This is a genomic window from Cellulosimicrobium protaetiae, from assembly GCF_009708005.2.
Taxonomy (GTDB): domain Bacteria; phylum Actinomycetota; class Actinomycetes; order Actinomycetales; family Cellulomonadaceae; genus Cellulosimicrobium; species Cellulosimicrobium protaetiae.
The window spans coordinates 244,763-268,366 of sequence record NZ_CP052757.1; the positions used below are offsets into that span (position 1 = coordinate 244,763).

Below are 23,604 nucleotides of genomic sequence, written 5' to 3' on the forward strand. Positions count from 1 at the left end.
CAGACCTCTCGTTCCGGTTTCGTGCGTTCGGGAGCGCGGCGCTGCGCACCCCGGGACGCGTCGAACGTATCCCCGGGCGTCGGGTTCCGCGCGGGGAGCGACGGCGTCCGGATCTCCGGTGGCGGTTCGGCCTGATCCCGGGATGATCGTTCGCGGAGCACGCCGGGACGGACGGAGGACGGTCGATGTCGGGTTCGCGAACACCCTCGGTGCCGGCGGGGGGCCGGGCGCGCGCACGGACCCCGCTCCTCTTCGGCTCGTTGCGCGGCTACCAGAAGGCGTGGCTCCAGGGCGATCTCGTCGCGGGGCTCACCGTCTGGGCAGTGCTCGTCCCGGAGTCGCTCGCCTACGCGACGATCGCGGGCGTCTCTCCGGTGGTGGGCCTCTACGCGGCCGTCCCGTCGCTCGTCCTCTACACCGCGTTCGGCAGCTCGCGGCACCTCGTCGTCGGGCCCATGTCCGCGACGGCCGCGCTCTCGGCCGCGGTCGTGGCGGTGTTCGCGCCGGGGGACGCGGCGTTCTACGCCGCGCTCACGACCGGGGTCGCGCTCGTCACGGGGCTGCTGTGCCTCGTCGCGGGGATCGCCCGGCTCGGGTTCGTCGCGTCGTTCATCTCCGAGCCCGTGCTCAAGGGCTTCATCGTCGGCATGGCGCTGGTGATCATTATCGGCCAGGTCCCGGCGCTGCTCGGCGTCGAGAAGGGTGAGGGCAACTTCTTCGAGAAGCTCTGGACGATCCTCACCGAGCTCGGCACCGCGAACGGCCCGACGGTCCTGCTCGGGCTCGGCACGCTCGCGGCGCTGCTCGCGATCAAGCGGTGGGCGCCGAAGGTCCCCGGTTCGCTCGTCGCGGTCGTCATCGGGATCGTCGCGATCCTGGCGCTGTCGCTCGACGACGACGGTGTGGAGATCGTCGGCCCGATCGACGCGGGCCTCCCCGCGCTCGGGTTCCCCGACATGGACTGGGGCAACTACACGGCCCTGATCGGACCGTGCGCGGGCGTCATGCTCGTCGGGTTCGCCGAGGCGCTCGGCGCCGCGAAGACGTACGCCGCGCGCGAGGGCTACGACATCGACCCCAACCGCGAGCTGATCGGCATGGGCGCCGCCAACCTCGGGTCGGGCCTCGCGTCAGGGATGGTCGTGAACGGCAGCCTGTCCAAGACCGCGGTCAACGGCGGTGCGGGCGCCAAGAGCCAGGTCTCGGGCCTCACCGCGGCGGTCCTCGTCGTCCTCACCCTGCTCTTCCTCACCCCCGTCTTCGAGTCGCTGCCGGAGGCGACGCTCGCCGCGGTCGTCATCGCGGCCGTGACCGAGCTCGTCGACGTCCGCGCGCTGCGCCGCCTCTACGGCCTGCGCACCCCGACCATGCGCCGCCTGTACGGCAACGCGGCCCGCGACGACTTCTACGCCGCCGCGGCGACCACGGCGGGCGTCCTCCTCCTCGACACGCTGCCCGGGCTCGTCATCGGGGTCGTGCTGTCGCTGCTGCTCCTCCTCGCGCGCGCGTCGCGCCCGCACGTCGCGGTCCTGGTGCGCTCCGCGCACGGGCTGTGGGTCGACGCCGACCGTCGGGCGCTCCTCGGGAAGGACGGCGGCACGTCCGTCCCCGGTGTCCTCGTGGTCCGGCCCGAGTCCGGGCTGTTCTTCGCGAACGCCGAGGCCCTGCGCCACCACGTCCGCGACCTCGCCGCCGCGGCCTCCCCGCGGCTCGTCGTCCTCGACACCGAGACCGTCCCGTTCATCGACGTGGACGCCGCCGAGATGCTCGCCACGTTGCGGACCGACCTGGCCCGCCACGGCACGCGCCTCGTCCTCGCCCGCGACGTCGGTCAGGTCCGCGACGAGCTGCGCGCCGCCGTCGGACGGGACGAGCGCCCGCCGGTCTACGCGGACGTCGACGCCGCGATCGCGGCCGAGGGTGCCGGGACCCCCGACGCCCCCGGCGCGGGGGGATAGGGTCCCGCGATCGCGGCCCTCCGTGGAAGGCACGCCGGAGCGGTCTGCTTCACGTCCGGCGCCCCCCACGGCACCTCGGCCGCACCCCCACCGTAGGAAGCCTCCACGGAACTCGCCATCGCTCACCGGGTCGTGCGGGCGGTACGCTCAGGGGGTCGAGTCTGGACCTGGCTCCTCATCCACCGGATATCCGGAGGCCAGTGTGACCGTAGACGACCACGCCATCGAGCAGGCACTCGCCCGTGGCGCGCACCAGCAGATCGGGCAGTACCGCCTCGACCTCGCCACCGGCGTCTGGTGGTGGTCGCCCGAGACGTACCGTCTGCACGGGTTCGAGCCGGGCGACGTCGTCCCGACGACCGCCCTCGTCCTCGCGCACAAGCACCCCGACGACCGCGAGCGGGTCGGCACGATCCTCGAGGAGGCGCGCCGCACCGGCGCGCCGTTCTCGAGCGTGCACCGGATCATGGACGCGCACGGCGGCGAACGCTTCCTCGTCGTGGTCGGCCAGGGTCGCCGCGACCGCGAGACGGGGGAGGTCACCGAGCTCGTCGGGTACTTCGTGGACGTCACGCGGACCGTCACCGAGCATGCGCAGGATCGCGCCCGGCACGACATCGCCGCCGCGGCCGCGACCCGGGGGACGATCGAGCAGGCCAAGGGCGTCGTCATGACCGCCTACGGCGTGCGTCCCGACGAGGCGTTCGCGCGCCTCCGACGCGCGTCCAACGACCGGAACGTGCCGTTGCGCGAGATCGCGCTGCTCGTCGCGGACGAGGCCGCACGAGGCGGCTCGGACGTCCTCGCCCGCGTCGACGCGCTCCTGCGCCGACGCTGAGCCACGCCGGCGAGCCGTCGCGCGGGCCGGCCGCGGTCAGCCCTTGCTCGTGGCCTCGCGGATCCTCTTCTGCTCCTGGCGACCGTCCCACCAGCGGGTGAGGACGAGCCACCCGAGGAGCCAGCCCCCCAGCGCGCCGACCAGCCAGACGACGACCGTCACGCCGACCCAGGTGGCGGCGCCCGAGATCTCGAGCCCGTCCCCGATCAGCGTCGCGACCCACAGCGCGAGGAACGTCGACACGAGGCCGATGCCGCCCAGGATCGCCGACGCGTACTTGCGCGCCACGTTGAACACGAACGGCGCAAGGATCGCCTGGGCCACCGCGAAGATCAGCACGGCGACGACGAACCCCGACGCGTGCACGGTCACCCCGTCGAACAGGCTCGAGGCGAGGAGGAGGCCCAGTGCGGCGAGGACCACGTTGATCGCGAAGCTCAGCAGGAAGCGGATCATGCGGCAACGGTCCCGCCCCCGGGCACCTTCCGCAACCGCAGGAGGGCACCCGTCCCGGTGAGGAGGACGGCGAGCACCACGAGCGCCCCGACGCCTGCCCCGGTCGGCGGGAGGCTGCCCCCGCCGGTGGGCCGGAACGCGTTGGTCACGGTCGCGTCGACCTCGGACGCGTCGCCCGTCGGGACGGTGAACGTCCCGGACGTCGGCGTCGCGTCGTCGGGGTCGACCGTCACGTCGGTCCCGGCGACGGAGAGCGTCACCGCTTCGGCGTCGCCCGCGTCGGTCTCCGCGAGCGTGCACTCGGCCCCCTGGGGGACCTGCTCGTAGACGGCGGTCCAGTCGTCGCCGGCCGAGAGTGTCCGCTCGGCGCCGCCCGGGATCACGACGTCCGTCGCGGCACCGTCGACGTCCCACGTGCAGGCGAGAGTGACGACGAACGCGTCGCCCCGGTGCTGGGACGCGCCCGGCCCGGCGAGCTCCTTCGTCACGACGACCCGACCGACGTCGAAGACGTTGGTCACGGTGACCTGCGCCGGTCCGGCCCCGACGACGGCCGCACCCGGCTCGCCGCCCTCGACGGCGGTGGAGACCGTCGTCGACGACGCCCCGCCCGTCGCGGTCTCGGTGACGACGCACTCCGCGCCGAAGGGAAGGCCGTCGTAGACGGCGACCTCGCCCCCGGAGATCATGCGCTCCGCACCGCCCGGGACCTCGATCGGCTCGCCCAGGAACGTGCAGGCCGCGCTCACCGTGAACGGCCCCCCGCCGAACGCCTCGGCACCGTCTCCGGCCACGACCTTGGTGACCTCGATCGACCCCGCGTCGTAGGTGTTGGTGACGGTGAGCTCGACGGGATCCTGGATCGTCGCCTCCCCGTCCACGACGACCGGGTTCGGGGCGATCGCGACGTCGGTCGCGCCGCCCTGCTCCGTCTCCGTGACGGTGCACGTGTCACCGTCCTGGAGACCGAAGTAGAGCGCGGGGAAGCCGGGGCCGAACCGGCGGTCGGGCCCGCCCGGGATGACCGTCACGGGGGCGCCCTGGTTCGTGGTGCACTCGAGGGTCACCGCGTACGGGAACTCCTCGAACGGCACGGACGACAGGTACTGCTCGAGCTGCTCCAGGAGCGCGGGGAGGTCGGCCGGGTCGATCGGGCCGTCCGGCACCTCGGGCAGCGGCGGCAGCTCCGGCATCGGCGGGGCGAACCCCGCCGCGTCGCCGTCGACCACCTTGCGCACCACGAGGGGTGCGGTGAGGAACGTGTTGGTCACCTGCACGGTCACCGTCGTCGGCGCGCCCTGGTCCGCCGGCGGGACGACGATGCCGTCGACGGTCGTCCCGGCGACCGGCTCGCCGCCGTCGACGACGATCGCGGTCGACGACGCCCCGAAGTCGTCGGTCTCCGTCAGGGAGCAGACCGCTCCGACCGGCAGGCCGTCGTAGACGACGCTCGCACCGCCGTCGATCTCCCGGACGGCACCCCCGGGGACGGTCAGCTCCACGCCCTCGTACGTGCACGCGAGCGTCACCTCGAACGGTCCCGGGCCGTAGAGCGCGCCGATGCCGGCGAGCTCCTTGTCGACCTGGATCGACCCGACGTCGAACGTGTTGGTGATGACGACGTTCGCGACGTCGCCGCTGCCGACCGTCACGGTGTCCGGCACGACGACGACGTCCTCGTCGGGGTTCGTCGCCCCGCCGTCGTCGGTCTCCTCGACGTCGCACACCGCGCCCGTCGGCAGGTTGGCGATCTGCGCGTCGAGCGGCCCGGCGCCGCCGAGCACGACCTCGCCGTCGTAGACCGTGCGCGGCTCGCCCGGACCGTCGCCGTCGTCGTCGTACGTGCAGACCACGGAGATCGTGAAGGGACCCTGGCCGTAGGCGGGGCCGCCCTCGCCGGTGACCACCTTCTGGAGCCCGATCGCCCCGACGTCGTACGTGTTGGTGAGCGTGACGTCGTTCGTGCCCACCCCGAGCACGTCGGGCGTGAGAGTGACGTCCGTCGTGGGTCCCTCGGTGGTCACCGGGTGACCGGGCAGACCCTGGTCCACCGTGATCGTGACCGACGACGCGTTGCCCGTGCCCGACTCGGTGACGGTGCAGACCGAGCCGACGGGAAGCCCCGTGAGCTCGATCGTCTCGCCGTCCTCGATCGGGATGTCGGTCATCGGGTTCTCGGCGTCGTAGCCGTCGGCGTAGACGTCCTCGCCGAGGAACGTGCACGCGACGTCGACCGCGAACGGCCCGAACGGCACGGGGTTCCCGTCCTGGTCGACGGCGTCCGTGACGACCTCCTTCGAGATCTCGATGCTCGACAGCTCGTAGACGTTGGTCGCGGTGATCGAGACGGGGTTCTCCGGGTCCTCGCTGTCGATCGTCACCGTGCCGACGAGCAGCTGGGTCTCCCCGTTGGACCCGTCCTCGGTGATGGTGCACTCGGCGCCGTACGGGAGGTTCGGCACGACGGTCGGCGTCCCGGGGACGACCGTGACCGGGATCGGGTCGAGCGGCGTCTCGAGCCACGACCCGACGGCGGAGGTGCACTGCACGAACAGCGAGAACGAGTCGGGCGCGTACTGCGCGCCCTCACCCGTGACGACCTTGTTCACCTCGAGCGGCCCGGACGCCGTCGCGACGCCGACCTTCTGCCCCTCGGTGGGCAGGAGGTTGTGCATGGTGCCGTCCGACCGCTCGTAGGCCGCCGACACCGCGGCCGAGTTCCACGCGATCGACCGGTCGCCCGCGGCGGGGACCTGCGGCGGCGTCGTCGACGTCGCCTCGACGGCCACGAACTCGCCCGGCTCGAACGGCTGGTCCTCGGGGAACGTGACGACGAACTTGATCGCCGTGATCTCCTCGGGGTTCGTGACCGGCACACCGGGGACGTACGGCTGCCACCCGGTCTCGGCGTCCGCCGGGCAGATCGGCTCGTTCAGCGGGTCCTCGATGTCGTCGTTGCAGAGCGCGTCCGCGGTCGTGTACGAGAACTGCACCTGCGTCCCCGGTGGCGCGTTGACGAGCGTCGGGGGCTGGTCGGCTCGGAGGACCGGCTGCCACGCGGACCCCCGCGGGGACGTGTCGTAGGAGCCCGTGTCGCCCGGGGTCGGGAACTTGTCGTACCCCACGATCTTGGTGAACGGGTTGTTTCCGACGTTGTCGACGCGCACGTGCCACGTCTCGTCGTGCCCCGGGGCGATGACGGGGACGCACGGGTAGGAGTAGAAGCCCTCGGCGTCCGGCTCGCAGACGACCGGCTCGCCCGTGTAGTCCGGGTCCACGAACACGTCGAGCTCGTCGTCGTTCGTCGCCTTGACGAACTTCGACTGGGCGATGACGGCGGTCTCCGTGGGCCGCACGTCGGCGTCCGCCTCGCACGCACCGGTCTCCTCGTCCAGGCGCGTCACGCACTCGTCCCAGGGCCGGTCCCCGGTCACGCCGGCCGTGTTGGCGACGAGCGTGTTCGGCGCGAGCCCGACGCGGAACTTCACGAGCACCGTGATCGTGTACGTCTGGTCCGGCTCCAGCACCGAGCCGGGCGGGAACGAGAACCGCAGGCTCTCGAGGTCCCCCACCTGGTCGACCGTCACCAGCGCCGCGTCCGTGGGGAGGTCTGGCGTCGTCGGGTCCGGGTCGGTACCGCTCAGCGCGTACACGAACGGCTGCTCCGCGTCGGCCAGGGTGAGCAGGGGGCCGAGCGCGTCCGCGGGCATGGGGTCGTCGACCACGACGGGGTCGACGACCGGCCGGTCGCCCGTGTTCGTGATCGCGACGTTCATCGGGATCACCGCGTTCGGCGGCTTGAGGCTCCCGGAGACCACGCCGTCGAAGTCCTTGACGATCTGCACGCCGTTGGTCGCGTGCTCGTAGAGGAGCGACGCGTCCGCGGAGGCCTCCGCGCTCACCGGGACCAGCTCACCGGACCCGGGGTCGACGACGAGGTCCGCCCCCGTCGTGCTGCCCTGCACCGAGTTGCTCGCGGCGCCGGGCGCGGTCTCACCGGGGGCCGGCGGGTTCTCGGCGAGGTCCGGGAGCACCGGGCCTCCCGAGCGCATCTCCTCGCGGCGCTCCACGGACATCGGCACGGTCTGCACTGGCGTCGCCGGGTTCTCCCAGATCGAGCCGTCGGTGCGGCTGAACGTGAACCGCAGACCCTGCACGTCGGCCGGGTCGACGGAGGCCGGGAGCTCGAAGAAGGTCTGCTCCTGGCCGAGGACCCAGGCGCCCCCGGTCACGGTCACCGGGTCGGCCGAGCCCGGGTCGCCGGAGAACGTGCCGCCGACGAACGCGTCGACCCGCACCTGCTGGATCGGCGGGACGAGAGCGGCCCCAACGAACCCGACGAAGTCGTACTGGTTCCAGAACTGCGGGTCGTCGTCCGTCAGCACCATCTCGACGCTGCGCGACGGACCGAGCGGCTGACCGGTGATCGTCATCGTCACCGGGCCCGTCCCGGGCTCGACGATCGTGTCGGGGCTGAACGACTTGCCCACCGCCATGTCCATACCGGCGGTCTGGAGCTCCATGGTGGCGTCGTCGTACGCCTGGCGGTCGTCCTGGCCCGGGACGCCGCCGGGGTCCGTGATCGTGGCGACGGCACCGTTCGGCACGGGGCTGTACCCCGCGACCGTCACCGGGTCACCGGTGTACCGGTCGAGCTCGCGGAGCTGGAGCGTGAGGTCGAGCGTCCCGCTCGCTCCGGGCTCGACGAGCCCGTCGAACTCGACGACCACCCCGACGACGTCGGCGAGCTCTCCGACGGACAGCGCCTCGGCCTCGGCCTCGGTGAAGGTGGCGGTCTCCCCGGCCGCGTCGGTCAGAAGGACCGTCGTGCTCGTGGCACCGTCGGGCGGGCTGACGTCGATCGCCCGCAGCGTGAACGCGTCGAACGGCTTCGTCCCCGGAGCGGTCTGCACGTCGTTCGAGTCGACGGCACCGGGTTCGACGATGCGCAGCTGGTCCACCTTCGCGGCGGACGCGTTCGTCGCCGTGACCACCACGTCCGTCGTCGGGTAGAACTGCGCCGGAGTGCCCGCCGGGGGCACCGAGATCGGCCCGCCCGTCCAGTCCTTGGCCACGGTCACGTTGAGCGGCTGGTCGATGATGAGGACGTCGTCGAAGTCGGTGTCCGTGTAGTCCTCGCCCCCGAACGTGCCGGTCGCCCGTGCGGTGTCGCGGACCAGACCGGCGTCGTCGGGAAGGTTGTAGATCGTCCCGTTCGTCGACCCGAGGACGGGGCTGCCGTCGCTGCGCTTGTAGTCCCGTACCTCGAACGTCAGGTCGAGGTGCCGACCGCTCGAGAGGGTCGAGCGCGCGACGCCGTCCCCGACGGCCGGGGTGGTGGGGTCGCTCGGCGTCGCGCTGCGCGACGGCGACTCCGTGTAGGTGAGCCGGACCGAGGTCGCGGACTCCTGCTCGTCGGCCGACAGCGTGTAGCCGGGGAAGCCCCCGTCGCACGCCTCCGGGCACGGATCATCGGACGCCGGAACCCAGGCGCCGTCGATGAAGAGCTCGACGCTCTCGATCTGGTCGTACTGCATCAGGGGGTCCAGGGTCGCGTCGATCGCCTCGACACGAACCAGGTCGAACGCCTCGTAGAACGACCCGGCGATCGCCGGGTCGTCCGCTGCGACGGCGTCGGCGACGTCGGAGAGGACCAGCGGGTTCACCCCGGAGAAGCCGTTGGTCGACCACGTGATCTGCGCCGTGACCTGGTCGTCGGACCGGGCGAGGACGCTCGGCGGGTCGCCCCCCAGGAAGGTCTTGTCGATGAGGTCGAGGTCGCCCTCGCCGTCCACGGGGAACGGGTCGACGGTGTCACAGCCCTCGGCGGGGGGCGTCGCCGGGACGGTCGAGGAGGTCGCGCTCGAGGCGCCGCAGTTCTCGATCGGGTCGTCGCGGTCGGTGGCGCCCGTGTACTCGGCCACGAAGTTCGGCTGGAAGCTCGTCCCGGGCGGGAACCCGCCGTCCGTCGAGTCGTAGACGAACTGGACGCCCTCCGCGTCGCCCGGCAGGTCGCAGGTCACGGTGTCGGGTCCGGTGTACGGGCCGCAGCCAGGTGCCGGCACCCAGGCTGTGCCGTCCCAGTAGTTGATCGTCAGGGTGGAGCCGGCCGGGACGTCGGTGCTGCGCACCTGGGTCGGGACGAAGCTGTCCGACCACTCGTTCGGCGTCGTCGGGTCCGTCGGGTCGGAGATCACGATCTGGTCGGCGTTCGTCGTCGACCCGTCGGGGCCGAACGGCAGGAGCTGGGTCGGGAGCTGGACGATGACGCTCTGCCCGGGGATCGCGGGGATCGTGCTCGGGGAGATGAGCTTGTCGGTGGTCGTCGCGAGCCGGTCGACGAGCGTCACCAGGTTCGCGGTGGAGTCGGCCGGGTCCGCGCTCGGCACCGTCGCCTCGACGGTGTTGGGGTGCGTGACGTCCTCGACGTCCTGGTCGGGGTCGGTGTCGGCCGTGAACGGGATCGACGTCGTCGCGCCGTTGGGCAGGTCGCCGGTGAAGACGACCGTGAAGCCGAGGACGACGCAGCCGTCCGGCGGGTTCGGCAGCGTGTTGGGTGCCGCCGCGTCGATCTCCGGGGTGGAGCCGTCGGCGCAGGTGAAGGTGACCGTCGCCCCGCTCGCCCCGCTCGGCCACTGCACCCCCGTGCCGTCGCCCGTCGGCCCGAACCCGGTGAACGTCAGCGGGTCGTCGCCCTCGAACGGGTTGGTGGTCCCCGGTGCGGGCTCCGTGACGGTCAGCGTGTCGACGGGCGTGCCGGTGTTCGTCGCGCCGATGGTCACCGTGGTCGGGTCGCCCGCGCTCACCGTCGCGGGGTCGAAGCTCTTGGAGGCGGTCACGCCGGTGTCCGGCGGCGTGACGACGTACGTGTCGTCCGCGGTCGTGGGCTCGGACTCGCCCTGGGGGTGGGTGACGTACGACGAGGTGTCGTTGGTGATCGTCGTGGGCTCGGTCAGGTCCTCGACCGTGTCGCTCTGCTGCACGTCCACCGGGACGCTCGCCGTGGCGCCCGGCTGGATGTCGCCGCTGAACGTGTACCGGACGCCCTGGACCGTCGCCGGGTCGACGGTGTCGTCGAGCGGCTCCCACGAGTCCCCGTCCCAGTACTCCTCGGTGACCGTCGTCGCGTTCGGCGGCAGCGTCACGTCGCCCGTGCTCACGTACTCGAGGTAGGTGAACGGGTTCGGGTCCGCGGTCGGGTCGACCGGGTCCTGGACCACGAGCGTGTCGACCGGGTCGTTCGACGTGTTCGTCGCGCCGATCGTCATGGTCGCGGGCGTCCCCGGGGCGGCGAGCGCCCCCTCGGGCACGATCGTCTTCGTCGTCTCGGAGCCCAGGACGAGCTCGACGTCCGGCGTGATCGTCGCGTCCGCGGTGTTCTGCGGGGCGTTGTCCGCGACGACGGACGCGGTGTTCGTGATCGGTACGCCGTTCGCGCTGTACGGCAGGTCGGGATCGATCTGGACGGTGATGGAGATCGTCGCCTGCTGACCGTTGGTGAACGACGGCCACGTGGCCGTGACGACATCGCCGGTGGTGTCGGCCGTGAGGTTGCCCGTGGTCCCGCTCGGCTGGCTGATGATCTCGGCCGAGACGAGCTGGAGCCCGTCCGGCAGGTCGTCGGTGAAGACCGTGCTCTGGCACGCGGTGCTCGGGTCGGAGCAGGAGATCTGCACCTCGTACGTGACGAGCTGTCCCGGGCTGTACGGTCCGGGCGTCGTCGCCTCCTTGCCGATGCTCCACGTGGCGGCCGAGGCCGGCACGGCGGGCACGAGGACGAGCGGGAGCGCGAGGAGGAACGTCCCGACGACGGCCCACGCCCGGCGCAGTCGTCTCGCGTGCCGCGCGGCCCACGCTCGCGTCCCCCGTGTCGCCTGCGTCGTCCGCCCGTCCGCCATGCCGTCGCCCTCCGGTCATGTCCAGCCCCACGGCGCGTGCCGACGCACGCCCGCCGTCACGACCTTGACACAGCGCCTCGGGTTCGTCGCGGCGAACGGGGACGGCCGTCCAGGTAGGTCCGGGCACGACGACGCCCGCGCCACCGCCGTGCGGCTGCGACGCGGGCGTCGGCAGGCTCAGGGCGTGACGATCGCGAAGTTCTTGTCGCCGGGGTCGAGCACGGCGGCGAGCCGTCCGAGGACCGAGGCGTCACCGGAGAGCTCGATGCCCGCCTGCGCGAGCCCTTCAGCGGTGAGGGCGCCGGTGGCAAGCGCCGGGAGGGCACGCTTGGTCGTGGTGAGCGTGACGTCGGCGTCGCCCTTCTGCGGCGCCGCGCTGTAGGTGAGGACGCCGTTGGCGAGCCGGAGGCGGTAGCGCTCGTCGACGTCGGTGAGCGCGACGTCGATCGAGAGCTTCTCGTCCCACGCCTTCGGGCCGTTCACCGTGATGGCGATGGCGTCGAACAGCATCGCCGGCGTGAGCTGACCGATGACGTCGGGGGCCGTCGTCTCGGTCGGGGTACCGAACTGGCCGTCGCGCAGCTCGGTCGCGCCCGACAGGTAGAAGTCACGCCACGTGCCGTTCTCCGAGCCGTAGCCGAGCTGCTCGTACGTGTCGGCGAGCACCTCGCGTGCGTCCGCGTGGTCCGGCTCGGCGAACACGGCGTGGTTGGCGACCTCCGCGGCCCACCGGTAGTCGCCGGCGTCGAAGGCCTCGCGGGCGTTCGCGACGAGGGCGTCCACACCTCCGGCGAGCTTGGCGTAGCGCTTGGCCCGCTCGACGGGGACGTGCTCCCACAGGTGCGCCGGGTTGCCGTCGAACCAGCCCAGGTAACGCTGGTAGATCGCCTTGACGTTGTGGCTCACCGAACCGTAGTAGCCGCGCGTGCTCCAGGCGTTCTCGAGGGCGGGCGGGAGGACCATCTCCTCCGCGATCTCGGGTCCCGTGAGCCCCTTGTTGAGCAGCCGCAGCGTCTGGTCGTGCAGGTAGCCGTACAGGTCGCGCTGGAGGGAGAGGAACTCGACCACGCGCTCGCGGCCCCACGTCGGCCAGTGGTGGGACGCGAAGACGACCTCGACGTCGGCGCCCCACAGGTCGATCGTCTCGGTGAGGTAGTTCGACCACGCCTTCGGGTCGCGCACGACGGCGCCGCGCAGCGTCAGCAGGTTGTGCAGGTTGTGCGTCGCGTCCTCGGCAGCGCACAGCGCCCTGAAGTCCGGCAGGTAGATGAGCATCTCCGAAGGGGCCTCGGTACCCGGTGCCATCTGGAACACCATGCGGACGCCGTCGACGACCTCCTCGTGCCCCGTCGTCGTGACGAGGTCCGTCGGGGCGATGAGCGAGACCAGACCGATCGACAGCGTCTGGCCGAGGCCCGCGCCCACACCGCCCTGCGGACCTCGCGCGAGCGCGGCGCCGTACATGTACCCGGCGCGGCGGTTCATCGCCGTGCCGGCGTACACGTTCTCGGACACCGCGTGCTCGATGAACCCCTCCGGCGCGAAGATCTTCACCGCTCCGGCGTCGACCTCCTCCTGCGAGACGAAGCCCTTCACCCCGCCGAAGTGGTCGGCGTGGGAGTGGGTGTAGATCACTGCCTTGACCGGGCGGTCGCCGCGGTGCTTGCGGTAGAGCGCGAGCGCCGCCGCCCCCGTCTCGGCCGACAGGAGCGTGTCGATGACGACGACTCCCTCGTCCCCCTCGACGAACGAGGTGTTGGAGAGGTCCATCCCCCGCACCTGGTAGATGCCCGGCACGACCTCGAACAGGCCGTCCGTGGCGGCGAGCGTCGACTGCCGCCAGAGGCTCGGGTTCACCGTGTCGGGCGCCTCGCCCGTCACGAAGTCGTAGGTCGAGTTGTCCCAGAGTACGGTGCCGTCGTCGGCAAGGACCGGAGCCTCGATGGCGGCGACGAGGCCCCGGTTCGCATCCTCGAAATCGCGGGTGTCCGAGAAGGGGAGCGACTGCTTCAGTGCCTGCTGCTGCTGGACGATCGTGGGCGTTGCTGGCTTCGGAGTCGACATGGTTCGGAGCATGGCAGCGCCGTCGGAGGACCGCATCCGGAAGGACGCGCCCGTCGGACCGATCGGTCCGCGGGCTGTGACCCGTAGGTGCCGTGCCGGGCCGACGACCGGACTCAGCCCGCAGGGTCGACGCGCTCACCGACCGTGTGGACGACGACGACCTGCGGGTCCCAGGGGACGAGCTCGTCCACCTGCTCCTGGAGCGTCGCGACGTCGGGCAGGCTCCCGGGGCTGCGCACCTCGACGACGAGGTCCTGCCCCTCCCACCGCACGGTGTCGACGGACGCGTCGTCCGTCCCGGACAGCCACTCCTCCGCGGCGGCGCGCGTCTGGCCGAGCCAGAGGTCCGCGAGCGCCGCCTGCACCGTGTTCGCCACCATGGGGACGGCGACGACGAGGACCGCGACGAGGGCGACGACCGCAGCGACGCGGCGCCGCGGGGCGGGCGCGCCCCGGCGCGCGGCGCGCGCCTCCCGGAGGTACCCGGCGCCGGAGAAGACGACGGTCGCTGCCACGACGAGAGCGACGGCGTTCGAGGCGAAGAGCAGCAGGGCGCCCGCGGCGAGCGAGGGCTGCCCCTCCCCCAGGCAGACCCCGACGACGCCGAGCGGCGGGACGAGGGAGATCGCGATGGCGATGCCGGGTAGCACGTCGCCCAGGTCCCGACGGGCGAGCGCGATCGCTCCCGCGAAGCCGGTCGCGAACGCGGCGGCCAGGTCGCCGACGCCGGGCGACGTCCGGCCGGTCACCTGGGAGTTGGCCAGGACGTCGGTGGTCGCGGGGAGCACGAGGGTCACGAGCATCCCGATCGCGACGACGAGGGCGAGGCCGCCGACGACGTACGCCGCGGACCGCCCGACCTTGCTCGGCGCACCGGCGACGACGCCCAGCCCGACCCCGAGGATCGGCGTGGAGAGCGGGGCGATGATCATCGCGCCGATGACGGTCGCTGTGGAGTCGGTGACGACCCCCGCGACGGCGATCACGCCGGAGAGCACGAGCATGGTCCAGAACGCGGACCGCTTGGCCCGCACGTCGCCGACGTCGAGGTCGAGCCGGTCCGCGACCTCGGCGAGGGGTCGGCGCTGCGCGGCGGGCACGAGCAGCCGGAGCGTGCGGCCCTCGTCACGGGTCGGAGGGTGCGGGACGTGGTCGGTCCCTGGCTCGGCGGGCGGGGACATGGGCGCCTCCAGCGACGTGGGCTCCGGGGCGACCCGGCGCGGGGAAACAGTAGGCGCGCGACCAGGTCGCTGCCAGCGGAGCAGGACGCCGGTCGGGTCCCCGCGAGGCGTGGGTCAGTGCCCGGTCCCGAGCCTGCCCGCGAGCCGGTCGAGGCGTGCCGTGGTGTCGGCGTTCGCACCGACGACGACGACGGACTTGCCCCGGGCCTCGTACCTCGTCCTGATCGCGTCGAGGGTCGCGACGGTCGAGGCGTCCCAGACGTGGGCGTGCGTCACGTCGATGACGACGTGGCGCGGGTCGCCGGCGTAGTCGAACTGGTGGACGAGGTCGTTGGACGAGGCGAAGAAGAGCTCGCCCTCGACGGCGTAGACGCGCTGGTCGTCCTCGTCGGAGACGTCGAGCCGGGTGACGGTGGTGAGGTGGGCGACGCGGCGCGCGAAGAGCAGCGTCGCGACGAGGACGCCGACGACGACGCCGTACGCGAGGTTGTGGGTCCACACCGTGACGACGACGGTGGCGAGCATGACGGCCGTCTCGGACCTCGGCATGCGACGCAGCGTCGTCGGGCGGACGGAGTGCCAGTCGAAGGTGCCGACCGACACCATGATCATCACGGCGACCAGTGCAGCCATGGGGATGGTCGCGACGACGTCGCCGAGCCCGACGACGAGGACCAGGAGGAACACCCCGGCGAGGAACGTCGAGACGCGTGTGCGAGCGCCCGACACCTTCACGTTGATCATCGTCTGGCCGATCATGGCGCAGCCGCCCATGCCGCCGAAGAGGCCGGTGACGATGTTCGAGGCGCCCTGGCCCCACGCCTCGCGGGTCTTGTTCGAGCGGGTGTCCGTGACGTCGTCGACGAGCTTGGCCGTGAGCAGGGACTCGAGGATGCCGACCAGGGCCATGGCGAGCGCGAACGGCGCGATGATCCGCAGCGTCTCGACGCTCAGGGGGACGTCGGGGAGGAGCAGCGAGGGCAGCGAGTCCGGCAGCGCACCCTCGTCGCCGACGGTCGGGACGTGGATCGCCGCGGTCGTCGTCGCGGCGGTGAGGAGCACGATCGCCACTAGCGGTGCCGGGACGACCGTCGTCCAGCGCGGCAGGAGCACCATGATCGCGATGCCGACGGCGACCAGGGGGTACACCGCCCAGGGCACGCCCTGGAGGTGCGGGAGCTGGGACAGGAAGATGAGGATCGCGAGCGCGTTGACGAACCCGACCATCACCGAGCGCGGGATGAACCGCATGAGGCGAGCGACGCCGAGCAGCCCGAGCACGACCTGGATCACGCCGGCGAGGATCACCGTGGCGACGAGGTAGTCGACGCCGTGGTCGCGGGCGACCGGGGCGACGACGAGCGCGACGGCTCCGGTGGCGGCGGAGATCATCGCCGGCCGGCCGCCGAGGAAGGCGATCGACACCGCCATGGTGAACGACGCGAAGAGCCCGAGGCGTGGGTCGACGCCCGCGATGATCGAGAACGCGATGGCCTCGGGGATGAGCGCGAGCGCGACGACGAGGCCGGCGAGCACCTCGGTCTTGAGCCGGCGCGGGGACCGCAGCGCGGCCAGGACGGAGTACGACGCATCGGCCTCCGTCGCGCCGGTCGCAGGTCGGGGCGCCGGAGCAGCTTCGGGCGGGGTGACGCGGTCGTCGTTCGGCACGGCGTTCCTTCGGGTCGGGGGCACGCCCCGAGGACCGGACCGAGCGGTCCAGAACTCTACCCTCACGTTAGGGTAGAGTTCCACCTGCCCGGGCCCGCGCGCCGACGCGAGAGACTTGCCTCCATGAGCGACCGCCCCGCACCGGCCACGATGCATATCGGCGCCGTGGCCTCCCGCACCGGCCTGTCGCTGCGCACGCTGCGCCACTACGACGAGGTCGGGCTCGTGCGCCCGTCGGGGCGTACCGACGGCGGCTTCCGGCTCTACACCGAGCGGGACGTGGAGCGGCTGCTCGTCGTCCGTCGCATGAAGCCGCTCGGGTTCACGCTCGAGGAGATGGCCGACCTGCTGGAGATCTCCGACCGGCTCGCCGCGGGCGACGTCGACGCCCGGCTGCGCGAGCGCCTCGCCGTGTACGTCGAGACCGCCGGGGAGCGCCGGGCCGACCTCGCGCGCAAGCTCGCCATGGCCGACGAGTTCATCGCGGTCCTCACGGCGCGCTGAGGCAGGGGTCCCGGCCTCCCTCGCCCCCCGCCCGCGAGGTCGGGACACCTGCCCCTGGGGCCCGGGACGCCGCCCGGTCGAGCCTGCGGGGACCGCCGCGGCACGTGGCGGGCCCCGGCCGCGGGATGGGCGGCCCGAACGGAAGGTCGTCCCATGCAGGACAGCTCGCTCACCACCCCGTCGCCGCTCGCCGGCGACCCGACCCGCCGCTCGCGCGGCACGACGCCCCGCGCGTGGGCCTGGACCGGCGTCGTCGCCGGGGTCCTGGGCCTGGTCTCGATCCAGTCCTCGATGGCGCTCGGCGTGAACTGGGAGGAGACCGCCGGCGACGCCGACGCGATCGTCGCCGACCTCGCCGGCCGCACGGGGACCCAGATCCTCTTCCACACCGCGACGATCGCGTGCGCGCTGCTCGCGCTCGTGTTCGCCGCGGGCCTCAAGCGCCGGCTCGACGCGCAGGCGCCCGCCGGGTCGCTCCTGCCGACCGTCGCGGGCTGGGGCCTCGTGCTCGTCTCGGTCGCCGGGCTGCTCGGCTCGGGCCTGGACACGCAGTTCCTCTTCGGCCTCGGCGACACGGCGCTCATCGTCCCCGAGTCGGGCGCGTTCTACAGCGACTGGGTCGCGACGATCCCCTGGCTGTGGGTCGGCGCGGGCGTCGCGGGCGTCGCGCTCGGCGTCGCCGCCCTGCGGCACGCCGCCGCGCCGCGCTGGATCGGCGTCGTCGGGTTCGTGCTCGGCGGGATCGCGCTGCTCGCGGGAGTGTCGCCGCTGCAGTACATGGCGGGCTTCGTCGGGCCGGTCTGGCTCCTCGTCACCGCGCTCGGCTTCGCGCTCGGGGACCGGCGCTGAGCGCGACGTGCGAGATCGGCAGCTCCTGGCGAGATCGGCACGTCCGGTCGAGGTCGGCGGTCCGGGCCGCCGACCTCGCGACGGACCGCCGATCTCGCCGTCGGCCGCGGCCGGGTGATCTCCCGCCCGGGCCCTTCTCGCCGCGGGTGCCCCGGCCCTACCGTGGGCCCGTGGCCGACCCCGGGCCCGGCCGCGCCGGGATGCCCCGCACGGGCTGGACGATCGGCGTCCTCGCCTGGGTGCTCGGCGTGTCCGCGCTCGCGCTCCAGCTCACGTCCGGGGTGCCGCTGCTGCTGGGCGACCTGCTGTTCGTCGTCGTCGACGCGACGGTCGCCCTCGTCTACGGGACCGTCGCCGCGGTGATCCTCGTGCGCCGGCCGCACGTCGTCGGGTGGCTCGTCGCGCTCGCCGGGATCGGCGGCGGGGTCGCCGCCCTGGGCGGCGCGTGGCGCAGCTACGCCTCGACCCACCCCGGCCTGCCGCCGCTGACGCCGCTCGCGGACGCCTACGGGTGGGCGTGGGTCCCCGGGACGGTCGGGCTGTTCGTCCTCGTCCCGTGGTTCGTGCGCGGCGGGCGCCTCGGAGCCGTCGCGTGGTGCGGCGTCGCGGGCGGCGTCGCGTCCATCGCCTTCTTCTTCCTCGCCCCCACCGACGACCCGCGCCCGGCGATCGTCGGCGTCGTCGTCATGGGGCTCGTCACCGCCGCCGCCACCGCGTGGCGCTGGCGCCGCGGACCGGTCGAGGAACGCCGCGGCCTCGGTCTGCTCGCGCTCGGGACCGCGCTCATGGCGCTGTCGTTCCTCCCGCTGCTGGGAACCTGGTCGAGCCCCGACGTGATCCTCGCGCTCCCCCTCACGCACCTCGCGTGCCAGGCGCTGTTCCCCGCCGCGATCCTCGTGTGCGTGCTGCGCAACCGGCTCTGGGGCATCGACCTCGTGCTGTCGCGCGCGACGGTCGCCGCGATGCTGGCCGTCGGGCTCGCCGTCGTCTACGCCGTCGTCGTCGTGCTCGCGACGGCGGTCGTCGAGGGCCCCGCCGCGCAGGTCGTCGCGGCGGTCGGGGTGGCGCTCGCGGTGCAGCCCCTGCACACGTGGCTCCGGCACCGGGTGCGCACGCTCGTCTACGGGGAGGGCAACGACCCCGGGCGGGCGGCACTGAGCGTCGGCCGCCACCTGTCGTCCGCGTCGACCACGGCCGACCTCGTCGTGAGCCTCGCCGTCGGCGTGCGGGAGGCGCTGCGCCTGGAGAGCGTGACGATCGAGCGTGCCCCGGACGGCCCGACGGCGCCCGACGCTCCCGCGGACCGGCCCGGTGCGTCGTGGGACGGGCCGGCGTCGCGCCCCACCGGGCAGACGGCCTCGCTGCCCGTCGCGCACGGTGGCCGGGTGCTCGGCCGCGTCCACGTCGTCGCCCGCGCGGGCGAGCGGCTCGACGCCCGTACGCGTGCCGCGCTCGACCAGCTCCTGCCCGTGCTCGGCGCGGGCCTCGCCCTCGCGCAGGGCGCCCGAGAGCTCGAGGAGGCGCGCGACGCCACGACCCGTGCGCGCCTCGCCGAGCGGCGGGTGATCCGCCGCGAGCTGCACGACGGCGTCGGCCCGTGGCTCGTCGGGCTGCGGCTCGGCCTGCAAGGCGCCCGCAACTCGCTGGCCACCGACCCCGAGGGTGCCGCCGCGGTGCTCGACGCCCTCGGCGCCGAGGTCGCCCAGCGCGTCGAGGACGTGCGCGCCCTCTCGCGCAGCCTGCTGCCGCCGTCGCTCGACGAGCACGGGCTCGAGGTCGCGCTCGGAGAGCTCGCCGGCCGCCAGGCGCTCGGCGGGTTCGTCGTGGACGTGCGCTGCGACCCGTGCGACGGCCTCGACCCGCGCGTCGCCGCGGCCGCCTACGCGATCGCGAGCGAGAGCGTCGTCAACGCCGCGCGGCACTCCGGGGCCGGGGAGTGCCGCCTGACCGTCCGGCTCGGCGACCGCTGTGTCGTCGTCACGTGCGAGGACGACGGGCGCGGCATCGCGCCCGACGCGACCCGCGGCGTCGGCTCCCGGTCGCTGCGCGAGCGCACCGACGAGCTCGGCGGGCGGCTCGAGGTCACCGCCGTGCGGACCGACGGCGAGCGCCCGGGCACGCGCGTGCGCGCGACCCTCCCGCTCGTCCCGGCCGGGTCGCTCGCGCACGAGGGCGCGTCGTGATCCGCGTCGCAGTGGTGGACGACCACCCCGTGTTCCGGCTCGGGATGGCGGCGCTGCTCGACTCGTTCGACGGCGTCCGCGTCGTCGGGCAGGCCGCGTCGGCCGCCGAGGCACGCGCCCTGCTCGGGCTGCACCCGGGCGCGGAGGCCGCGCCCGGGGCGGGGCCCGACGTCGTGCTCATGGATCTCGACCTCGGGGGCGGCTCCGGCGTGGACGTGACGCGCGAGCTCGTGCGCGCGGACCCGGCCGCGCGCGTGCTCGTCGTGACGATGCACGAGGACGACGACGCCGTCGTCGCGGCCGTCCGGGCCGGGGCGCGCGGGTTCCTCGTGAAGTCCGCGAGCCCCGCCGAGGTCGAGCGGGCCGTCCGCGCCGTGGCCGACGGCGCGATGATCCTCTCCCCGTCCGTCGCCGACCGGGCCATGGCGTACGTCGTGGGCGGGCGCGCCGCCGCACGCGTGCCGTTCCCGCAGCTCACGGACCGCGAGCGCGAGGTGCTCGACCTCGTCGCGGCCGGGCTCGACAACGCGTCCATCTCGCGGCGCCTCGTGCTCAGCCCCAAGACCGTGCGCAACCACGTCGCGAACGTGCTCGCCAAGCTCGCGGTCCGCGACCGGTCCGCCGCGATCGTCCGGGCCCGCGAGGAGGGCCTCGGCACCGCGAGGTAGAACCCTGGTCGCGCGAGATAGAACCGTGGTCGCGCGAAGTAGAACCGTGGTCGCGCGAGGTAGAACCCTGGTCGCCTCAGGCCTCGTCGTCCTGGATGACCGAGAGCACGTTGCCGGCGGGGTCGGTGAACCACGCGATGAGCGGGCCGCCGCCGCGGAACACGAAGTCGTCGTCCGTCTCGACCGGCGTCCCCGCGTACTTCTCGAACACGACGCCGCGCTCGCGCAGGGCGGCAACGGTCCCGGGGACGTCGGCGACCGGGAAGTTGAGGACGGTGAACGACGCCGGCTCGTGCGCGTCGCCCTTCGGGTAGACGAGCACGCCCGAGTCACCGGTCACCCGGAGCCACAGCATGTCGTCGCCCTCGACGGTGAGCCCGAGCCGGTCGCGGTAGAACTGCCGCGCCGCCTCGACGTCGTCGACCGAGAACCCGCTGAACGCCTTGCCGAGCATGTCGCCTCCTGGGGTCGGGGCGGGCCGGGCGGCCCGCTCTCCCCAGGGTCGACCGGAGAGGGTTCACCCGCTCATCGGTCGAGCGCCTGGTGGCTGCCCTGGCTCGGCCGGTTCACGCGGGTCGCCGCCTCGCCACGGGGAGGCCGCGGGAGTCGAGCAGCCCGACGCCGCGCCGAGCACCTCGACGTCAGGGACCACTCAGAGGGGTTCGACGTCGCCGGGGCGCCAGGTGCCGTCGAACCAGCTCTCGAGCGGGCCGTAGAGACGCAGAAGGACGAACCAGCCCTTGCCCGGCACGGTCTGGACCCAGTTCGCGGCGAGGCCTCTCGGCTCCTCAGGGCCGAAGACGACGTCCACCGAGCCGTCGTCGTTGGGGACGAGGTCGTCCCGCTTGCTGTTCCGGCTCGGGAGCGGCTGGCCCGTCTGGAGCTCCGAGCGGGTCTGGGGGTCGTACACCACGACCGACCAGAAGTCCGCGGCGGGCACGTCGGCCGGGAGCCGGAGCCGGTACGTCTTCCCACCGTCGAGCGGCGCGTCGTCCACGTCCACGGTGGCCAGGGCGTACTGCGACCCCTTGCCGACCATCTTCAGCGCCATCGCGGGCGTGTTCACGGTCGCGAGGTAGAAGAACGTGGTGCGGGCGTCGAGGTAGCGGCCGCCCGCGCCGCCGTCGCGCAGGAACCGGTAGTCGCCGCCGGGGAAGGGGCTCAGCCACCGGCGGTCCTCGTAGAGGAAGAACGCGGGCTCGCGGGACCGGAACGCCATGGCGCGCGCCGTGGCGTTCCCCACCGCGGCCGCGTCGGTGAGGATGCGGCGCATCCGGTCGTCCGGGGCGAACGGCGCGTCCTTGGTGATGCCGATCGAGGCGAGCAGGCCTCGCGTCTCCGGGTCGACGACCCCGATCGGCTCCTTGGCCACCACGTGGGCGACCTCCTCGTAGAACGAGAAGTCGTTCGCGTGGACCGTGTTCACCGTGACGCCCGACAACGACGCCCACTCCATCGCCGGCGGGTCGTCCCGCCGCGACAGGGGGTAGACCCTGACGCCCGTCTCGAACAGCCGCACCGCGGCGTCGGGCCGTCCGTCGACCAGGAAGCCGCGCAGGATGACGAGGTTCACCGCGCTCGGCGACTCGGCGACGAACCAGCCCTCGGGCCGCTCCCCGTCGTAGCCCGGCGGGACGATCAGGTACATTCCGCCGGCGCCCCGGTCCGGGCCGGGCGCGCCGAGGTCCACGACGAACCGGAACCACGCGTCGTCGACCGTACCGGGACCGCACCCCGGCGGCACCTCGATGACCGTCGGGCCGTCGCGCTCGACGTCGAGCATGACGATCGCGTACACCGTGTCGGTGTTGCCGGTGAGGAACAGCGGGTCGGAGTCGAGCAGGCGGTCCGCGATCGCGCCCTGGTGGCACGCCTCCCCCGCGACCTCGACGATCCCCCGGCGGAGCGCCTCCAACGACGCGGCCGGGATGCAGCCGAGGAACGCCTCGACGCCCCGCACCAGGTCGAGATGGTCGAAGACCCGCGACGCCGTCTCCGGTGTGGGGACGCCGTCGACGAACCGCAGCTCGCCGATGCTCGTCGCCACCCGGTCCGGTGTGGTGATCTGGGCCGGGATCGGCGTGTTGTAGCCGGGCCGGACGTCGAGACCCATGCGCGTTCCCCTCTCGTTCCGACGGCACCCGTCAGAAGCCCATCCGAACCGGTGGGTGCACCCCGCGCCATCACGTGATCCGCGTGATCCGCGGCCTCGTCCCGCGCCAGGAGCAGCGCCCCGAGGCTTGCGCGCCCATATAGATGAGTGTCAACATAGAAGGACGTCGATACAAGAGGTGAGGACATGACCACCACCCCCCTGACCGTCGCGAACCCCGACTGCACTCCGCAGGTCGAGTCCCACGCCATCGGCGCGCAGGTCGCCGGCGCCGTGGCCACGACGCTCAAGGCCCTCGCCGAGCCGCTGCGGCTGCGCATGCTCTCCTTCGTCGCGACCTCCGCGGCCGGCGAGGCGTGCGTGTGCGACCTCGCCGCGCTCACGGACGTGTCCCAGCCGACCGTCTCCCACCACCTGAAGGTGCTGCGCGACGTCGGCGTCCTGACCTCCGAGCGGCGCGGCACCTGGGTCTGGTACCGCATCGCGCCCGGGTACAAGGCCGCGGTCTCCACCCTGCTGGAGTCGTTCGCCCCCGCCGCGCTCGACGCCCTGGTCAGACCGCACGAGCTCACCGGGCTGGAGGACGTCGACGCGGCGCTCGACCGCCTCGCGACCGACCTCGCCCCCCGGCACCCGGCCCTGGAGCCCGGCGTCGTGCTCCGCACCGTGCGCGAGTCCTACACGGCCCTGGCCCGCTCGGCCACGGTCTCCGCGCACCTGCTCACCCTCACCGATCGCTTCGCCCGCCAGCGCCTGGCCGACCTCACCCGAGAGGCCGGCGCACGCCCGCAGGTGCTGTTCGTCTGCGTCGCCAACGCCGGCCGCTCCCAGCTCGCCGCCGCCCTGGTCCGCCGATACGCGGGCGAGAGGGTCGTGGTGCGCTCGGCCGGGTCGACCCCGGCCGCGGACGTGCACCCCGCGGTGCGTCCCGAGCTCGCCGCGCTCGGCACCGTCGAGGGCGAGGCCTACCCCAAGCCGCTGACCGACGACGCCGTCCGCGCCGCCGACGTCGTGATCACGATGGGCTGCGGCGACGTGTGCCCGGTCCTGCCCGGCACGCGGTACGAGGACTGGCTCGTGGGCGACCCCGCCCTGGCCTCCCCGGCCGGGGTCGCCGCGATCCGCGACGAGCTCGACACCCGCGTGCGCGCCCTCCTCACCGACCTCCTGCCCGACCTCGACCTGCCCGCCGCCTGAACCACCGCTGAACCACCGGAGACCACC

At 73.3% G+C, this 23,604-nt stretch carries 14 protein-coding genes; 7 read left to right on the forward strand and 7 right to left on the reverse strand.

Features of this window, described 5'->3' with window-relative positions:
- The first annotated feature begins 185 nt into the window (after window positions 1–185).
- Window positions 186–1,958, forward strand: coding sequence for a SulP family inorganic anion transporter (locus FIC82_RS01095; protein WP_154797232.1), 1,773 nt, complete (start codon window positions 186–188; stop codon window positions 1,956–1,958).
- A 202-nt stretch (window positions 1,959–2,160) separates the two neighbouring features.
- A complete protein-coding gene (locus FIC82_RS01100) occupies window positions 2,161–2,796 on the forward strand; it encodes a PAS and ANTAR domain-containing protein (RefSeq protein ID WP_168731370.1) in 636 nt (211 codons plus the stop codon).
- Between the two features lie 36 nt (window positions 2,797–2,832).
- Here FIC82_RS01100 and FIC82_RS01105 read toward each other — a convergent pair whose 3' ends face one another.
- From FIC82_RS01105 to FIC82_RS01125, 5 genes are all read right to left on the reverse strand, one after another.
- Entirely contained in the window at window positions 2,833–3,252 is a 420-nt protein-coding gene (locus tag FIC82_RS01105; RefSeq protein WP_154797233.1) for a phage holin family protein, read from the reverse strand.
- Window positions 3,249–11,150: a DUF5979 domain-containing protein gene (locus tag FIC82_RS01110; RefSeq protein WP_154797234.1), complete on the reverse strand. Its 7,902-nt coding sequence runs from the start codon at window positions 11,148–11,150 to the stop codon at window positions 3,249–3,251. Before FIC82_RS01110 ends, FIC82_RS01105 begins: the two co-directional genes overlap by 4 nt.
- A 177-nt stretch (window positions 11,151–11,327) precedes the next feature.
- Entirely contained in the window at window positions 11,328–13,214 is a 1,887-nt protein-coding gene (locus tag FIC82_RS01115; protein ID WP_216609952.1) for an alkyl/aryl-sulfatase, read from the reverse strand.
- A gap of 113 nt (window positions 13,215–13,327) precedes the next feature.
- Complete coding sequence (locus FIC82_RS01120) at window positions 13,328–14,395, reverse strand: DUF389 domain-containing protein (protein WP_154797236.1); 1,068 nt, start codon at window positions 14,393–14,395, stop codon at window positions 13,328–13,330.
- A gap of 114 nt (window positions 14,396–14,509) precedes the next feature.
- A complete protein-coding gene (locus tag FIC82_RS01125; protein ID WP_168731371.1) occupies window positions 14,510–16,063 on the reverse strand; it encodes a SulP family inorganic anion transporter in 1,554 nt (517 codons plus the stop codon).
- Between the two features lie 123 nt (window positions 16,064–16,186).
- Between FIC82_RS01125 and FIC82_RS01130 the strand changes: the two genes are divergently transcribed.
- The 4 genes from FIC82_RS01130 (at window position 16,187) to FIC82_RS01145 (ending at window position 20,267) form a co-directional block, all read left to right on the forward strand.
- Window positions 16,187–16,567: a MerR family transcriptional regulator gene (locus FIC82_RS01130; protein ID WP_154797237.1), complete on the forward strand. Its 381-nt coding sequence runs from the start codon at window positions 16,187–16,189 to the stop codon at window positions 16,565–16,567.
- Window positions 16,568–16,720: 153 nt separating this feature from the next.
- Window positions 16,721–17,416 (forward strand): hypothetical protein, encoded by a 696-nt coding sequence (locus tag FIC82_RS01135; protein ID WP_154797238.1) that lies wholly within the window; start codon window positions 16,721–16,723, stop codon window positions 17,414–17,416.
- A gap of 170 nt (window positions 17,417–17,586) precedes the next feature.
- The gene (locus FIC82_RS01140) at window positions 17,587–19,599 is read left to right on the forward strand and encodes a sensor histidine kinase (protein ID WP_154797239.1); all 2,013 of its coding nucleotides are present in this window, start codon (window positions 17,587–17,589) and stop codon (window positions 19,597–19,599) included.
- Complete coding sequence (locus tag FIC82_RS01145; RefSeq protein ID WP_168731372.1) at window positions 19,596–20,267, forward strand: response regulator transcription factor; 672 nt, start codon at window positions 19,596–19,598, stop codon at window positions 20,265–20,267. The genes FIC82_RS01140 and FIC82_RS01145 overlap by 4 nt, the downstream gene beginning before the upstream one ends.
- Window positions 20,268–20,343: 76 nt before the next feature.
- On the opposite strand, the gene FIC82_RS01150 is transcribed toward FIC82_RS01145, so the two are convergent.
- Together FIC82_RS01150 and FIC82_RS01155 are read right to left on the reverse strand one after the other, a co-directional pair.
- On the reverse strand, window positions 20,344–20,721 hold the full coding sequence (locus tag FIC82_RS01150) for a VOC family protein (RefSeq protein ID WP_154797240.1): 378 nt from the start codon (window positions 20,719–20,721) through the stop codon (window positions 20,344–20,346).
- Between the two features lie 198 nt (window positions 20,722–20,919).
- Window positions 20,920–22,380, reverse strand: a complete 1,461-nt coding sequence (locus FIC82_RS01155) for a DUF1254 domain-containing protein (RefSeq protein WP_154797241.1) — start codon at window positions 22,378–22,380, stop codon at window positions 20,920–20,922.
- A gap of 186 nt (window positions 22,381–22,566) precedes the next feature.
- Here FIC82_RS01155 and FIC82_RS01160 point away from each other — a divergent pair, with 186 nt between their 5' ends.
- Window positions 22,567–23,577, forward strand: coding sequence for a metalloregulator ArsR/SmtB family transcription factor (locus FIC82_RS01160; protein ID WP_154797242.1), 1,011 nt, complete (start codon window positions 22,567–22,569; stop codon window positions 23,575–23,577).
- The last annotated feature ends 27 nt before the right edge of the window (window positions 23,578–23,604 follow it).

Excerpts from the sequence above, each read along its gene's own strand:
- FIC82_RS01095 (WP_154797232.1), top strand. The coding sequence starts at position 186 with ATGTCGGGTTCGCGAACACCCTCGGTGCCGGCGGGGGGCCGGGCGCGC.
- FIC82_RS01105 (WP_154797233.1), bottom strand. The coding sequence starts at position 3,252 with ATGATCCGCTTCCTGCTGAGCTTCGCGATCAACGTGGTCCTCGCCGCA.
- FIC82_RS01110 (WP_154797234.1), bottom strand. The coding sequence starts at position 11,150 with ATGGCGGACGGGCGGACGACGCAGGCGACACGGGGGACGCGAGCGTGG.
- FIC82_RS01115 (WP_216609952.1), bottom strand. The coding sequence starts at position 13,214 with ATGTCGACTCCGAAGCCAGCAACGCCCACGATCGTCCAGCAGCAGCAG.
- FIC82_RS01120 (WP_154797236.1), bottom strand. The coding sequence starts at position 14,395 with ATGTCCCCGCCCGCCGAGCCAGGGACCGACCACGTCCCGCACCCTCCG.
- FIC82_RS01130 (WP_154797237.1), top strand. The coding sequence starts at position 16,187 with ATGAGCGACCGCCCCGCACCGGCCACGATGCATATCGGCGCCGTGGCC.
- FIC82_RS01135 (WP_154797238.1), top strand. The coding sequence starts at position 16,721 with ATGCAGGACAGCTCGCTCACCACCCCGTCGCCGCTCGCCGGCGACCCG.
- FIC82_RS01150 (WP_154797240.1), bottom strand. The coding sequence starts at position 20,721 with ATGCTCGGCAAGGCGTTCAGCGGGTTCTCGGTCGACGACGTCGAGGCG.
- FIC82_RS01155 (WP_154797241.1), bottom strand. The coding sequence starts at position 22,380 with ATGGGTCTCGACGTCCGGCCCGGCTACAACACGCCGATCCCGGCCCAG.
- FIC82_RS01160 (WP_154797242.1), top strand. The coding sequence starts at position 22,567 with ATGACCACCACCCCCCTGACCGTCGCGAACCCCGACTGCACTCCGCAG.